The organism is Virgibacillus dokdonensis (genome assembly GCF_900166595.1).
In the GTDB taxonomy this organism is placed as follows: Bacteria; Bacillota; Bacilli; order Bacillales; family Amphibacillaceae; genus Virgibacillus; species Virgibacillus dokdonensis.
Window position 1 is genome coordinate 1,999,942 of sequence record NZ_LT745763.1, and the last position, 14,285, is coordinate 2,014,226.

A 14,285-nucleotide genomic window follows, 5' to 3' on the forward strand; every position below is an offset into this window, starting at 1 on the left:
TAAATTCTTTGCACAGACTTCATTACATGATAAAATGGAGCTTAGTTCTATTACAAAAAGGAGATTTATAGAATGGCTAAAAAAGGGTATATTTTATTGGAAAATGATAATAAAATTGAGTTTGATTTATATGAAGAAGCAGCACCAAATACAGTGGCAAACTTTGAAAAGCTTGCCAATGATGGCTTTTATAATGGATTAACATTTCACCGTGTTATTCCTGGCTTTGTTAGTCAAGGTGGTTGTCCAGTAGGTAACGGAACAGGATCAGCAGGTTATACGATTAAATGTGAAACAGAAGGGAATCCGCATAAACATCAAGAAGGATCTCTTTCAATGGCTCATGCTGGAAAAGATACAGGAAGTTGTCAATTTTTTATTGTCCATGAACCTCAACCACATTTAAATGGCGTTCACACTATATTTGGACAAGTAACTTCAGGAATTCAATTTGCAAAAACAATGCAAAACGGAGATGTGATGAAGGAAGTTAAAGTTTATACGGCTTAATTTTCATTGGTATGTAGTCAGATATCATAGGGGTGACAGAAGTTGTAAACTTTATAGTAAGAGCCCGAAACCAGTTAATAAATTTACTAGATTTTCTGAGTTAATGTACAAATAGTAAAAACGGAGAAATTGTAATTGTATAAGGGTGCCATGCCAAACCGTAAGACGCTTGCTTCAAAGTATAGTTATGCAAGAAGGAAGAGCGGCACCTTCTTTTTACCATTCGTTTTTAATAATTAGTCAGTACGGGCACAAACTAGTGTAGGAGAGAAGCCTGCTAATCAAGGATTCACATGAAACTGAGGTGGAAGTATGGATGTTTTACTGCTTTTTTACCTCCTCGTTTTCGTAGCACCAATTAGTATTTTTTTTCATGAATTTGGACATGCTATAGTTGCTTGGTTTTTACAAGCCGAAAAAGTGGATATATCAATCGGCGCAGGAACTGTAAAAACATTAATGCACGTAGGTAGGTTTCGTATTTCTATTGCTCCGTTGTTTTTTATTGGGGGTTTAGCAACAAGTTATCGGCAACCCGACTATAGCAGATTGGAAAAAATAATTATAACTATTTCTGGCCCTTTATTCAGTGTTTTCATGGCTTTTATATTTTGGAAAATAGATGTCATGACTATCGCGTTTTCTTTTCATCTGTTTGTTTGGTTCAACCTTTGGGTAGGGATCGTAAATTTAATTCCTTTTAAGTGGAAAGGAAAGAAAACAGATGGACATATTATTATGCAACTCCTACGAAATAAAAATATCTAGAAAACTATCTTAAATACTTGCCAAAACCGTATCTTTTCAATGCTAGTTTATTGGGTAAATCTGAACACATATATAAAGTGTAATTATGATGCAATTTAAATTAATTAGTCAACTGTTATGAATTGTAAAGAAAAATAAATGCCTTATGGTAATCTATCCGTGCAGTTGAGCTTTTTTTCTTACGTACATATTTGACAAAACAAGGGAAACGTGTATAAATATAATTACGAGCATTTAGTTTAAAATTCTATATTATATAGTTAATAATTAAATTGTCCGCTTAAAACCAATAGCTTAATTGTGTATTGTTTTATCCTGCTGTAGGGCGTTTTAAACATCCACAACAGGGAGATAAGTTGATTAAGGAGATACAAATACAAACATCTAGTTTGAAATGAAAAACTCCTATTGAATAAATTTCACATACAAGCTATTTTGTTAATGAGGGGTATCTATGTTAATTCGCTTTAAGAAAAATCTAGAAAAAATAGCCATGGGTTTGCTTTCTTTTATGCCTGAAGAAAAAGATGTTAAGAAGCTACAGCAAACCATCAGAGAATATGAAGCTAACCTAGATTGGCATTTGTATTTATGGAAGGAAGAAGATGACGTTCTAGGAGCAATTGGTTTGCGGATTGAAAACGAAAGCAATGCTATCATTCAGCATGTTTCGGTTAATCCTTCACATCGTAATCAAGGGATAGGAAGAAGAATGGTTATTGAGGTTGATAAACTTTACCGTAATAAGTATACAGTATCTACGACAAAAGAAATCCAGGAGTTTTATCAAAGGTGCGATGAAACAAATGATTTTGAATGAAATGTTTAGAAAAAAAGCCAGCCTAAAAGGGCCGGCTTTTATTTTCGTTTGCTGCTTAGCCATGTAGAAGATATTGATTTAGAGCCATGCAGCACCAACAATAATTAATAGTATGAATAGTACGACGATTAACGCGAATCCTCCACCGTAACCATATCCGCCACTCATAATAATATACCTCCTTTTTTGTACTTAGCCTTAAATGTTTCGAATAACATTTATCTTACAGTAATAACGTATGTTAGAAATCAAAATCGTGTATAGGCGTTTGTAATTAATGATATAATTTTTCGGGAAGGAGGTAATAAATTGCAAGCTTACAAGGTGAAATTGGATGCTTTTGAAGGTCCACTTGATTTATTACTTCATTTAATTAATCAATATGAAATTGATATTTATGACATACCCGTTGCGCAAATTACGGAACAGTATATGCAATACATCCATACTATGAAACGGCTAGAGTTAAACATTGCTAGTGAGTACTTAGTTATGGCAGCGACTCTAATAGAAATAAAAAGTCAAATGCTTTTACCAAAACCTGAATTAGATGAAGATGCCGAAGAATATATGGAAGATCCACGAGAAGATCTTATGCAACGATTAATTGAGTATCGAAAGTATAAAGAAGCTGCTTTGCAATTGCAGGTTATAGAAAAAGAGGCAAATCAAATCTATACGAGACCACCTTTATTGTTCGATGAAAGCATATCTAAACATTCAGAAATCGTACAAGGTGAAACATCGGTTTATGATATGTTGGAAGCATTACGTCAAATGTTTGAACGAAAAAAATGGGATGCACCGCTAGAAACTAAAGTTGAAAAATCAGACATACCGATTGAACAGAGAATGGAGGAAGTACTACAGACAGTAAAATCAGCGAAAGAAGGGATTTTGTTTGATCGCTTATTTACAATACAAACTCGCCCTCATATTGTTGTAACATTTATTGCCCTCTTGGAATTAATGAAAAAAAATCAAGTTTATTGTAAACAAGAGAAGCAGTTATCCGAATTATACGTGTTTAGTATGGAGGAATAAAGGTGGAAATAAATAAATTAAAAGCAATTGTAGAAGGTTTGTTGTTTGCTTCAGGGAATGAAGGAATAACAATAAAGCAATTGTCAGATGTTTTGGAAATAACAGAAGCAACGATTGAACTTGTTTTAGACGAATTAAAGCAGGAATATGAAAGCACAGATCGCGGTATACGAATGATGCAAGCGCATGAAGTGTTTCATTTAACAACTAGACCAGAGCATAGTCATTATTACAAGAAATTACTAGAGACACCTCAAACAACAAGGATGTCTCAAGCAGCGTTAGAAACGTTAGCTATTATTGCTTATAATCAACCGATAACACGAACTGAAATTGAGGAAGTACGAGGTGTAAAGAGTGATCGACCAGTACAAACCCTCCTTTCTAGGCTTTTAATTGAGGAAGTTGGGAGGAAAGATACGGTAGGTAAACCGATCTTGTTTGCTACTACAAAAGAGTTTCTTACTTATTTTGGTTTAACATCATTACAAGATTTACCACCTCTACCAGATGCAAATGATGAAGAATTAGAAACAGAAGCAGATTTATTTTTTGAGCGTTTTAATGAACAAATAAATGAAGACCATTCATAATGGAAGTTGGCTAAATGCCAACTTTTTTGCAATATAAAAAAGTAAAATTTTAAAGGTTTATAGTATAAGAAAAATAATAGAGCGAGTGGTTTTTGCATACAAAATGTTTCTTATAAACTAGTGAACATATGGCAATCTTTTTAGGGTCTCCTATAGTGTTTGCATAACTTTTTAGGACATGCATAGATTGTAAAGAGACCAAGATTGGGAGGAACCAAGCGTATGCGATTTGTTTTAGTTGCCATTTGCTCAATAATTTTGTTGACTACTTTATTTCCCGTAAAAGGACATGCTGCACCACAAGTATCTGCAAATCATGCAGTTTTAATGGAACAAAGCACAGGTCGTGTATTGTTTGAAAAACAAGCTTACTCAAAGGCTAACATTGCAAGTATTACAAAAATAATGACTGCTATTATTGCGATTGAGTCTGGTAAGATGCATGAAAAAGCAAAAGCGAGTCGAAAAGCTATTTATACAGAAGGCTCATCGATTTACTTAGAGGAAGGGGAAAAGATGCGTTTAAAAGATCTAGTATATGGATTAATGTTGCGCTCGGGAAACGATGCAGCTGTAGCAATTAGTGAGCATGTTGGAGGGAGTGAAGCTGGTTTTGTTTACTTAATGAACGAAAAAGCTAGTTGGCTAGGTATGAACGATACAAACTTTGCTAACCCACATGGTTTGGATGAAGAAGGTCACTATTCAACCGCATATGATATGGCGACACTAATGCGCTATGCTATGAAAAACCCTACATTTCAAAAGGTAACAGGCGCAACATCTTATTTAGCCGAAACGCGTATATATTCTTGGCAAAATAAAAACAAATTATTAACCCAATATTATGACCATAGTACTGGAGGAAAGACGGGATATACGAAACAAACTGGAAGAACATTGGTTTCTACTGCTGAAAAAGATGATATGAATTTAATAGCAGTAACGTTAAATGCTCCAGATGATTGGAGAGATCATATTACGATGTTTGAGTGGGGTTTTGAAGAATACAATATAGAAACATTGACTAAACCAAAAAGACTTGCTTATCGATTACCTGAAAGTAATGAAGTCTATACCGCTTATATAGATAAAGCAATTCAATACCCATTAACGAAGCAAGAAAAAAGTAAAGTATCTAACCAGCTGTTCATTGATGAGACCATTTCTGATAACAACATAATTGGAAAAAACATATTTTATTTAAATGGCAAAGCCATTGCAACGACAAACGTTTTAAATGAAGCACCGAAATCTGTTAATAAGAAACTATTTTCCAGCAATATTTATCAATTATTTAAGTATATTTCCGGAGTTGATGTGTTATGGTAAACATAATTTGGGTATCTATGGCAGCCATTGGCATTATTTATGCTATGTTAAACGGTACAATGGATCAGGTTAATGAAGCTATTTTCTCTAGCGCAAGTGAAGCTGTTACTTTATCTATTGGACTAATTAGTGTGCTCGTATTTTGGCTCGGAATTATGAAGGTTGCTGAAAAAGCTGGGATTCTATCTGTTTTGGCGAAACTCTTTCGACCGCTTATTGTTAGATTATTTCCAGATATTCCAAAAGATCATCCAGCTATTGGTTACATCCTGTCCAATGTCACTGCAAATATTTTTGGACTAGGTAATGCAGCAACACCTATGGGGATTAAAGCTATGGAGCAAATGAAGCAGTTAAGTGGAAATGACGCTGCTTCTAGATCTATGATTACTTTCTTAGCTTTAAATACATCAAGTCTAACGGTTATCCCAACAACGGTTATTGCTATACGCATGCAATATAACTCTGCATCTCCAACTGAAATTGTTGGGGCAACTATTTTAGCGACGTTCATATCATCATTGGGCGCCATAATAATTGATCGGATTTTTTATCACAAAAGTAAATGGGAGGCAGCATCTTAATGGAACTGGTAACAATAGTGAGCGCATGGCTAGTTCCTTGCTTCATTTTAATTGTTTTAGCTACTGCAACAATTAAAAAAGTGCCAGCTTATGAAGTATTTGTGGAAGGCGGGAAGGAAGGAGTAAAAATGGCTTTTTCCTTGCTTCCTTTTTTAGTCGGTATGATTGTAGCAATAGCTATATTGCGAAGTTCTGGAGCATTAGAGGCGTTTATTGATTTATTGGCGCCAATTTTAACAGCGATCGGAGTGCCGCCAGATATAATTCCACTAGCATTGGTTAGACCGATATCAGGTACAGCAGCACTCGGGATGACAACCGAGTTAATACACACGCATGGTCCAGATTCATTTATAGGTAGGCTAGCATCTGTCATGCAAGGTAGTACAGATACGACACTCTATATTTTAACAATATATTTTGGGGCCATTGGCATTAAGAAGATGAGATATGCTTTAAAAGTTGGTTTATTGGCCGATTTAATCGGAATTATTGCTTCCATTATCATTGTATCCATTCTGTTCGGGTAACACTAGTAATGACAATTGTATTTTTTAGCTTAAATATCTAGGGGTTCTTTGAGACTAGAAGAAAGAGAAAAAGTTGCTTTATCTTATAAAAAAAGATAAGCTTGTCATGAAAACTTGGCGATAAGCCAAGTTTCTTAATTGGGGTGGAATTTTACCGTTCCTGTACTAATTTGTTTGCATGTTTATAATGAATTAGATGCGAGATGAGGATATCAAATAAAATAAAGGCGTAAGATTTGTTATCTAAGCTATTTATTCGTATAGTATAATTGATATTCATTTGTAAGAATCGAATACAAAGGGTAAAATAATTTAGGTGTAGAAGCCTCATTTAATCGAGCTTTAAATTTTTCATAACCGTGATGAAGGCTTAACATATATTGCACATATAAAGGTAATGGTGATAAAATGACAAACACGCAAGAGAGACTGCAAAAAGTGATTGCCCAAAGTGGTGTAACATCAAGAAGAAAAGCAGAACAATTAATTTTAGGTGGAAAGGTAAAGGTAAACCAACAAGTAGTTACAACACTTGGTACGAAAGTAAAACATGATGATTTTATTGAAGTAGACGGTGTTCCTTTGGAAAAAGAGGCTCCTGTTTACTATTTGTTGTACAAACCTCGTGGTGTAATATCCAGTTTAAAAGACGATAAAGGTAGAAAAGTAATTACCGATCTACTAGGTGAAGTAGACGAACGTGTTTTCCCTGTCGGTCGATTAGACTATGATACATCTGGTATATTGATTGTAACAAATGATGGCGCATTTGCTAATTTGCTCATGCATCCCCGATACCAAATAGATAAAGAGTATGTTACAAAAATAAAAGGAATTCCAGAAAAAGCTGACTTGGCAAGGTTGAGAAAAGGAGTTCGATCGGAGCAGGATATATTAAAAGCAGTACAATATCGTATTCTTGAAACGGACAAAAAGAAAAATCATACTATTTTACAACTAACTTTAAGAGAAGGAAAGAATAGACACGTGCGTCGAATGATGGAAGCATTAGGTTATCCAGTTTTAAAGTTAAAGCGTGAAAAATATGGTTTTTTAACTCTTGATGGTCTAAAACCAGGAGAATATCGACCATTAACCCCGAAAGAAGTAAAGCAAATGCGACATTTGGCAGAACAAAATTGTTGAATAATATTCAAAATTTAAATTCTTCCAAAATGCTATAATGGTTGTTGGGAGTTGATTCATGATGAGTTTAGATGAAATAAAACAGAAGAAAAAGAATAAAAAAAGAAATCGCTTTATATTTCGATCTGTTATTTTACTTATACTAGTTGGGGCAGTTGTATTTGCAGTCGTCCAAAATCTGCAAGATGATAAGATTATTTACAATGTTGGCGACAATGCCCCTGATTTTCAACTGGAGCAAATAAACAAATACAACGAACGAGAAACAGTTCGACTTAGCGATTTAGAAGGAAAAGGGGTAATGCTTAATTTTTGGGGAACTTGGTGTAAGCCTTGTGAAGAAGAAATGCCTTACATGCAAAAATTGTACCCACAATATAAAGAAAAAGGGGTCGAAATAGTTGCAGTTAGTCTTGATTCTACAGAACTCGTTGTTCATCGTTTCGTCGATGAATATGACTTAACTTTTCCTATTCCTCACGACAAAGATAGTCAAGTGAGAGACTTATATAAAGTGGGCCCTATTCCAAGCACTGTATTTATTGACCCACAAGGTAAAATTGTAGAGGTAGTAAATGGAGCATTAAGCTTAGAAAGATTAGATGGTTATCTACAAGAAATAACGCCTAAGTAAATGTCTTTTTGTAATGGGGAAGGGGAATGAAATGAATAAAATAAAATGTGAGTGCGGGCATGTTAATCCAGAAGGTACCGTCCTTTGTGAATCTTGTGGTAAACCGATAGAAGAAAATCAACATATTGATGGCAACGACAAGAAGAAATTGTTAAATATGCGATATGATGGTACTGCACGACGCTCCCAAACATATAATAAATCGATTGTTGATAAGGTTTGGAGCTTTTTTTCTTCCGTTAAAGTGGGAATTTGGCTTATTGTCATCGCGCTTATAGCTTCTGCAGTTGGATCCATCTTTCCGCAAGAACAATACATACCTGCAGATGCAGTCTCTAGAGATCCGGCTATTTTTTATGAAGAACGTTATGGAATATTAGGACAAATTTTTTATCAATTAGGCTTCCATAATTTATATAGTTCATGGTGGTATATGGTTTTAATTGCTTTGATAGGTATATCACTCGTTATTTGTAGCCTTGATCGCTTTGTGCCACTTTTTCGTGCATTACGGAATCAAAAAGCAAAGCGACATGCAACATTTTTGCAAAGGCAACGTCTGTTTAGTCAAACAGACCAAGTTGATGAAGAAGATATCGATATTATAAAGCAAAGGTTAAAAAAATTAAGATATAATATTAAAGAGCAAGATGGGCATATCCTTGCTGAAAAGGGTAGATTTTCAAGATGGGGGCCTTATGTAAACCATATTGGGTTGATTATTATTTTGCTTGCCGCTTTATTAAGGCAAACTTCGGTTTTTTATATGGATGAATATATCTGGATTCGTGAAGGGGAGCAAAAAGTGATCCCCGGTACGGAACAACAGTACTACATTGAAAATAAAGATTTTGTCTTGGAAAATTATGACCCGGAAGATGAGTTGTACAAAGATGCTTTAGAACAAGAAGGTGCGCCTGTTGCAAGTAATTACCAAACCAATGCGGTTATTTATAAAGCGATGGAACCAGAAGTAACTGGTGCAGAACCAGAATTAAAGAAAATTGAAGAAGGCAATATTCGGTTAAACGAACCATTAAATTTTGACGACTATGCAGTGTATCAAATGGGGTATCAGCAAAATGAATTTTCTAGCATGTCATTTAAAATTCATGAAACAAATGATCGGGAAGAAAAATCATTAGGAGATTTTACTGTTGATTTAACTTCTCCTAAATCGGAGTATGAGCTTGATAGTGGATTTAAAGTAGAAATTAACAATTATTATCCGGATTATTTTTTGGATGATAATGGAGAGCCTGCTTCAGAGACAGATTACCCTAGAAATCCAGCGTTCGTGATGATGATTTATCCGCCAGATGGAAGTGAACCAGAAGTGAGCTTTTTAGGAATTGGCAAAAACATAGATGCGACTGGAGAAAATGACTATAATATAGGAATTACAAACTTTGAACTTCGTGATGTTAGCGGGTTAAGTATACGTCGCGATTACTCTTTACCATACTTTATCGTTGGCGCTATTATCTTTATGATCGGTGTTATTCAGGGAATGTATTGGCACCATAGAAGAATTTGGGTTCGTCCTCAAAATGGTGGAATTCTATTAGCCGCTCATACGAATAAAAACTGGTATGGTGTGAAAAAGGATATTGAAAAAATCGTTGATGGGACACATATTCAAATGGTAATCGATCAACAAGAGCTGGATAAATAAAAGTATAATTTATTATGTTAAGCTTCTAAGTCCGGCAACATTAGTACAATAGACTTATAGAGTATAATGCTGGACGAAATGTTCCTTACACTACATCCCATTTGTTCAGGGCAAAGATTTAAATGGAAGACATCTGTTGGTTCACGTTTTCATTTCATTAGGAGGGGTTTCATGAATAACTTAATTGAATTAAGTAGTACACTTCTATACACTGCTTTCTTTCTCTATTTAGTTGCAACTTTATTTTTTTCATTTACAATAGGGAGTAAGAGAAAATCAGATGGCAAAGCTGCTAAAATAGGAATTACATTGGCTATCATTGGTTTTTCCACCCAACTAGGCTACTTTATAACAAGGTGGATAGGGAGTGGGCATGCTCCTGTCAGTAACTTATTTGAATATATGACATTCTTTGGTATGGCAACAGTATTGGGATTCATTATCTTGTATTTTATTTATAAAATAACGGTACTGGGATTATTTGCATTGCCAGTCGCTTTAATTATTATTGCTTATGCAAGTATGTTTCCAACTGAGGTATCCCCTCTAGTCCCATCGTTGCAAAGTCATTGGTTATACATTCATGTTACTACAGTGTCTCTATCACAAGGAATTTTAACCATTAGCTTTGTCGCTGGATTAATCTATTTAATTCGGCAAATAGACCAATCAAAGACAACAAAACGAACGACTTGGTTGGAAATAACACTTTATTCGTTAATTCTCTTTGTTGGATTTATACTAGCAACAACTTTATTCAATGTCATGAATTATCAAGCTGTTTTTGAGTATCCTAATAATGCCGGAACTGGCACGATAGAAACAGAATATCATATGCCAGCAATTGCTGCACCAACAGACGGAACATTACTAACAGATAAAGTTATGAATCCTTGGTTTGAAATTCCGGAATGGATGCATGGCGCAGATGCTGGACGAAAATTTAATACATTATTATGGTCATTTATTTTTGGTACTGGCCTTTATATACTGTTAAGGCTCGTATTCAGAAAGAGACTGGGTGCTACGATTCAGCCATTACTTCAGAAAACGAATCCTGATTTATTAGATGAAATTACGTATCGTTCCGTAGCGATTGGTTTTCCTTTATTTACCTTGGGAGGTCTTATATTTGCTGCTATTTGGGCAGAAGAAGCCTGGGGAAGATTTTGGGGCTGGGATCCTAAAGAAGTTTGGGCACTAATTACATGGTTTTTCTATGCTGCCTTTCTACATCTACGTTTGTCAAGAGGTTGGCATGGCGAAAAATCTGCTTGGCTCGCTGCGGTCGGTTTTGCGATAATTATGTTTAATTTAATTGTTGTAAACCTTGTTTTAGCTGGTTTACATTCCTATGCTTAAGTAACTAATCGCAAGGCATCATTATGGTCATAGTGGTGCCTTTTCTTTATTTATGTTATTATTAGATGGTTTTTAGTATAGTGTTATGTAAGGAAATACTACAGTTTGTCTAGCCTTTTTATTATCCAAGTTTTCTTTATACATTTCAAACAACTTAGTTTATACTCTTATTAGCAAGATAGGATACAAGGGGGAACAAAAATGGACAAAGAGTCAAAAGTGTTAGTAGTCGATGATGAAGAAAGAATTCGAAGACTACTACGTATGTATATGGAACGAGACGGTTTTCTCGTTGAAGAAGCAGAGAATGGAGCAGATGCTTTAAAGCTTGCTCTTGATAACCATTACGATGTAATTTTACTTGATATTATGATGCCAGAGATGGATGGCGTTGAGGTTTGTCAAGAATTACGAAAAGAAAAAGATACGCCTGTTATTATGTTAACAGCAAAAGGTGAAGAAGCTAATCGTGTACAAGGTTTTGAAATTGGTGTAGATGATTACATCGTGAAGCCCTTTAGTCCTAGAGAAGTAGTGTTGCGAGTTAAAGCCTTGCTTCGCCGTGTTTCAAGTGCAACATTTCAGGAAACGGATACAACTGCGAAGAATGTTTTGGTTTTTCCTCATTTAACCATTGATCATGACGCGCACCGTGTTACTGCGGATGGAGAAGAAGTGAGCTTAACACCAAAAGAATATGAATTATTATGTTTTTTAGCAAAATCACCGGATAAAGTGTTTAACCGCGAGCATTTGTTAAAAGAAGTATGGCAATATGAATTTTTTGGAGATTTGCGAACGGTGGATACACATGTTAAAAGGCTTCGTGAAAAGTTGAACCAAGTATCTCAAGAAGCTGCGAAAATGATTGTCACTGTTTGGGGCGTTGGCTATAAGTTCGAGGTGGATGAAGACTAATGTTTTGGCGGAGTGTAGTAGGTAAACTAGCAATAACGATTCTATTGCTAGTTTCTTTCGTGTTATTTATCTTAACTATTTTACTTTTACAGTTTTTTGAAGATTTCCATATTCAGGAAGCAGAGCAGGATATGTTACAAACAGCTGAAAAAATTTCAATGCTTGTGGATACTCATGATGAAAATGAAATTATTGAAGAAACAACTGAGCGCGTTAAAGACCCAGCTAGCCGAGTAGCCATTGTTTCAGGTGATGGTGATTTATGGGTTTCTAATAGCGAGGATGATCAATTATCCAAGCTAGAATTAGACTGGCTAAAGCAAGAGGAACTCTCTTCTGTTCTTACTAACAATGTTCAAGTACGTAAGCAAATGAAGTTACCTGGTACTGAACGAGAGGCGATGATTGTAGGCGTTCCTATGAACCATCAAGATGGAGCTATTTATGTGTATCAGTCACTGAATGTTATTGATCAAACAAAAGCAGAAACGACTAAAATTATTTTTCTTGCTGCAGGTATTGCTATTGTTTTGACTACAATATTTGCGTTTTTTCTATCCACGCGTATCACCTCTCCACTTATTAAAATGAGGGAAGCTGCTTTCGATTTAGCTAGAGGTGAATTTAATACGAAAGTGCCTATTTTAACCCATGATGAAATAGGAGAACTAGCTTTAGCGTTTAATCGTATGGGAAGACAATTGAAATTTCATTTAAATGCACTAAGACAGGAAAAAGAGCAACTATCTAGTATTGTTAGTTCAATGGCAGATGGTGTAATAACTTTAAATCGTTCAGGAGACATGATTGTTACCAATGCCCCAGCAGATCGATTTATTGAAGATTGGTATTATGAGAATAATCTTCCATACCGTGCTGAAGATCGAAAATTACCACATGAATTAAAAACCATTTTACAAGAAGTCATTGATGGCGAGACGGAAGCTATGCATGAACTTAGCCTACAAGGTAGAAATTGGGTGATGGTGATGACACCTTTATATGATCAAGCCTACGTTCGCGGAGCAGTTGCGGTCATTAGAGATATGACAGAGGAAAGAAGAATGGATAAGCTACGTCAAGATTTTATTGCTAATGTTTCTCATGAATTAAGAACACCAATTTCCATGCTCCAAGGTTATAGTGAAGCAATTGTCGATGATATTGCAGAGACCAAGGAAGACAAAAATGAATTAGCCCAGATTATTCATGAAGAATCGCTTCGTATGGGGCGACTAGTCAACGAATTATTAGACTTAGCTAGAATGGAAGCAGGCCATATTCACCTGAATACAGAAGAAGTGAAGGTTGGACCATATGTAGAACGAATTTATAAAAAATTTCAAGGGCTGGCTAATGAGAATAAAATATCTTTACATCTAGATAAGTCGATTTACGAAGCGACTGCCGTATTCGATCCAGATCGAATTGAACAAGTGTTTACAAATCTCATTGACAACGCTATTCGTCATACTAGTAAAGAAGGTTATGTAAATATAAGAGTGATCAATGATAGTGAGGCTTTCCAAGTAGAAATACAAGATAGTGGAAGTGGAATCCCAGAAGAAGACCTTCCATTTGTCTTTGAACGCTTTTACAAAGCTGATAAGTCAAGGACAAGAGATAAAAAGAAAAAAGGTACTGGACTAGGACTTGCCATTGCTAAAAATATTATTGACGCTCATCAAGGTACGATCAATGTAAATAGTAAGTTGAATCAAGGGACAGCGTTTTATCTCCGTATACCAAGGCTATAAGATTGCAAGTAGCATGTTATATCCTGGATGAAACGTGCTGTAAGCTACCACTTTAAGAATTAGAGGGATTGAAGTTTCACTTTATATTAATCGTACGATTTTATCCCACTGTTTTAAACAAGTATTTATGATATCATAAATGAAAAATTGGAATTAGAAAGGATGTTACTTTATGAAACAATGGTTATTTCGATTTGGTTCATTTCTGGTCGCTATTGCTCTATTAGTAGGGTGTGGAAACGATGATTCAGGAACTACTGCCCCATCAAGCAATCAACCTTCTGAAAATCAAGTTACACAGGAAGAACAAGCAGCAGAAACAGTATTGATTACAATATCTAAAGACGATGGTGCGGAATACTTACATGAAAAAGAGATACCCATTGAACAAGGCGATACTTTAATGGATGTAATGGAAGAAAATTTTTATGTTGAAACGGAACAGAATGGAGAATTTATTACCTCGATTGAACGTTTATCAGCAAAAGAAGGTGAGAAAAAAGGGTGGATTTATACCGTGAATGGTGAGATGCCAAATGTTGGTGCTGCAGAATATGAATTAAAGCCAGGTGATAAAGTAGTTTTTGATTTTCAAGCTTGGGAATGAGCATA

Annotated in this window: 16 protein-coding genes; 15 read left to right on the forward strand and 1 reads right to left on the reverse strand. The window is 35.3% G+C overall.

All coding sequences use genetic code 11. The annotated features are described in order from the left end of the window. Window positions 1–72 precede the first annotated feature (72 nt). The 3 genes from B2C77_RS10895 (at window position 73) to B2C77_RS10905 (ending at window position 2,098) form a co-directional block, all read left to right on the forward strand. Entirely contained in the window at window positions 73–510 is a 438-nt protein-coding gene (locus B2C77_RS10895) for a peptidylprolyl isomerase (RefSeq protein WP_077703628.1), read from the forward strand. Window positions 511–822: 312 nt separating this feature from the next. Then, window positions 823–1,278, forward strand: a complete 456-nt coding sequence (locus tag B2C77_RS10900) for a site-2 protease family protein (RefSeq protein ID WP_077703629.1) — start codon at window positions 823–825, stop codon at window positions 1,276–1,278. A 454-nt stretch (window positions 1,279–1,732) separates the two neighbouring features. Next, window positions 1,733–2,098: a GNAT family N-acetyltransferase gene (locus B2C77_RS10905; protein WP_077703630.1), complete on the forward strand. Its 366-nt coding sequence runs from the start codon at window positions 1,733–1,735 to the stop codon at window positions 2,096–2,098. 78 nt (window positions 2,099–2,176) lie between these two features. Here B2C77_RS10905 and B2C77_RS10910 read toward each other — a convergent pair whose 3' ends face one another. Beyond that, complete coding sequence (locus B2C77_RS10910) at window positions 2,177–2,266, reverse strand: YjcZ family sporulation protein (protein ID WP_021291215.1); 90 nt, start codon at window positions 2,264–2,266, stop codon at window positions 2,177–2,179. Between the two features lie 141 nt (window positions 2,267–2,407). Here B2C77_RS10910 and B2C77_RS10915 point away from each other — a divergent pair, with 141 nt between their 5' ends. The 12 genes from B2C77_RS10915 to B2C77_RS10970 all read left to right on the forward strand — a co-directional run bounded on the left by B2C77_RS10915 (window position 2,408) and on the right by B2C77_RS10970 (window position 14,280). Further along, complete coding sequence (locus B2C77_RS10915; protein ID WP_077703631.1) at window positions 2,408–3,142, forward strand: segregation/condensation protein A; 735 nt, start codon at window positions 2,408–2,410, stop codon at window positions 3,140–3,142. Between the two features lie 2 nt (window positions 3,143–3,144). Continuing rightward, the gene (scpB, locus tag B2C77_RS10920; protein WP_077703632.1) at window positions 3,145–3,735 is read left to right on the forward strand and encodes an SMC-Scp complex subunit ScpB; all 591 of its coding nucleotides are present in this window, start codon (window positions 3,145–3,147) and stop codon (window positions 3,733–3,735) included. A 222-nt stretch (window positions 3,736–3,957) separates the two neighbouring features. After that, window positions 3,958–5,067, forward strand: coding sequence for a D-alanyl-D-alanine carboxypeptidase family protein (locus B2C77_RS10925; protein WP_077703633.1), 1,110 nt, complete (start codon window positions 3,958–3,960; stop codon window positions 5,065–5,067). Then, window positions 5,061–5,651: a nucleoside recognition domain-containing protein gene (locus B2C77_RS10930; protein ID WP_077703634.1), complete on the forward strand. Its 591-nt coding sequence runs from the start codon at window positions 5,061–5,063 to the stop codon at window positions 5,649–5,651. Before B2C77_RS10925 ends, B2C77_RS10930 begins: the two co-directional genes overlap by 7 nt. Then, window positions 5,651–6,181 carry a spore maturation protein gene (locus tag B2C77_RS10935; protein ID WP_077703635.1) on the forward strand — a complete coding sequence of 177 codons (531 nt, stop codon included), beginning with the start codon at window positions 5,651–5,653 and terminating at the stop codon, window positions 6,179–6,181. Before B2C77_RS10930 ends, B2C77_RS10935 begins: the two co-directional genes overlap by 1 nt. Window positions 6,182–6,589: 408 nt before the next feature. Then, window positions 6,590–7,327: a pseudouridine synthase gene (locus B2C77_RS10940; protein ID WP_077703636.1), complete on the forward strand. Its 738-nt coding sequence runs from the start codon at window positions 6,590–6,592 to the stop codon at window positions 7,325–7,327. 61 nt (window positions 7,328–7,388) lie between these two features. Continuing rightward, complete coding sequence (gene resA, locus B2C77_RS10945; protein WP_077706888.1) at window positions 7,389–7,961, forward strand: thiol-disulfide oxidoreductase ResA; 573 nt, start codon at window positions 7,389–7,391, stop codon at window positions 7,959–7,961. 31 nt (window positions 7,962–7,992) lie between these two features. Further along, window positions 7,993–9,636 (forward strand): cytochrome c biogenesis ResB family protein, encoded by a 1,644-nt coding sequence (resB, locus tag B2C77_RS10950; RefSeq protein WP_077703637.1) that lies wholly within the window; start codon window positions 7,993–7,995, stop codon window positions 9,634–9,636. A 171-nt stretch (window positions 9,637–9,807) separates the two neighbouring features. Then, the gene (gene ccsB, locus B2C77_RS10955) at window positions 9,808–10,998 is read left to right on the forward strand and encodes a c-type cytochrome biogenesis protein CcsB (RefSeq protein WP_077703638.1); all 1,191 of its coding nucleotides are present in this window, start codon (window positions 9,808–9,810) and stop codon (window positions 10,996–10,998) included. A 201-nt stretch (window positions 10,999–11,199) separates the two neighbouring features. Continuing rightward, a complete protein-coding gene (locus B2C77_RS10960; protein WP_073004232.1) occupies window positions 11,200–11,916 on the forward strand; it encodes a response regulator transcription factor in 717 nt (238 codons plus the stop codon). After that, the gene (locus tag B2C77_RS10965) at window positions 11,916–13,673 is read left to right on the forward strand and encodes an ATP-binding protein (RefSeq protein WP_077703639.1); all 1,758 of its coding nucleotides are present in this window, start codon (window positions 11,916–11,918) and stop codon (window positions 13,671–13,673) included. The genes B2C77_RS10960 and B2C77_RS10965 overlap by 1 nt, the downstream gene beginning before the upstream one ends. 172 nt (window positions 13,674–13,845) lie before the next feature. Continuing rightward, window positions 13,846–14,280: a DUF4430 domain-containing protein gene (locus B2C77_RS10970; RefSeq protein ID WP_077703640.1), complete on the forward strand. Its 435-nt coding sequence runs from the start codon at window positions 13,846–13,848 to the stop codon at window positions 14,278–14,280. Window positions 14,281–14,285: the final 5 nt, after the last annotated feature.

Bases quoted from the DNA above. Each gene is read 5' to 3' on its own strand.
- B2C77_RS10895 (WP_077703628.1), top strand. From the start codon at position 73: ATGGCTAAAAAAGGGTATATTTTATTGGAAAATGATAATAAAATTGAG.
- B2C77_RS10900 (WP_077703629.1), top strand. From the start codon at position 823: ATGGATGTTTTACTGCTTTTTTACCTCCTCGTTTTCGTAGCACCAATT.
- B2C77_RS10905 (WP_077703630.1), top strand. From the start codon at position 1,733: ATGTTAATTCGCTTTAAGAAAAATCTAGAAAAAATAGCCATGGGTTTG.
- B2C77_RS10910 (WP_021291215.1), bottom strand. From the start codon at position 2,266: ATGAGTGGCGGATATGGTTACGGTGGAGGATTCGCGTTAATCGTCGTA.
- B2C77_RS10925 (WP_077703633.1), top strand. From the start codon at position 3,958: ATGCGATTTGTTTTAGTTGCCATTTGCTCAATAATTTTGTTGACTACT.
- B2C77_RS10930 (WP_077703634.1), top strand. From the start codon at position 5,061: ATGGTAAACATAATTTGGGTATCTATGGCAGCCATTGGCATTATTTAT.
- B2C77_RS10935 (WP_077703635.1), top strand. From the start codon at position 5,651: ATGGAACTGGTAACAATAGTGAGCGCATGGCTAGTTCCTTGCTTCATT.
- B2C77_RS10940 (WP_077703636.1), top strand. From the start codon at position 6,590: ATGACAAACACGCAAGAGAGACTGCAAAAAGTGATTGCCCAAAGTGGT.
- resA (WP_077706888.1), top strand. From the start codon at position 7,389: ATGAGTTTAGATGAAATAAAACAGAAGAAAAAGAATAAAAAAAGAAAT.
- resB (WP_077703637.1), top strand. From the start codon at position 7,993: ATGAATAAAATAAAATGTGAGTGCGGGCATGTTAATCCAGAAGGTACC.
- ccsB (WP_077703638.1), top strand. From the start codon at position 9,808: ATGAATAACTTAATTGAATTAAGTAGTACACTTCTATACACTGCTTTC.
- B2C77_RS10960 (WP_073004232.1), top strand. From the start codon at position 11,200: ATGGACAAAGAGTCAAAAGTGTTAGTAGTCGATGATGAAGAAAGAATT.
- B2C77_RS10965 (WP_077703639.1), top strand. From the start codon at position 11,916: ATGTTTTGGCGGAGTGTAGTAGGTAAACTAGCAATAACGATTCTATTG.
- B2C77_RS10970 (WP_077703640.1), top strand. From the start codon at position 13,846: ATGAAACAATGGTTATTTCGATTTGGTTCATTTCTGGTCGCTATTGCT.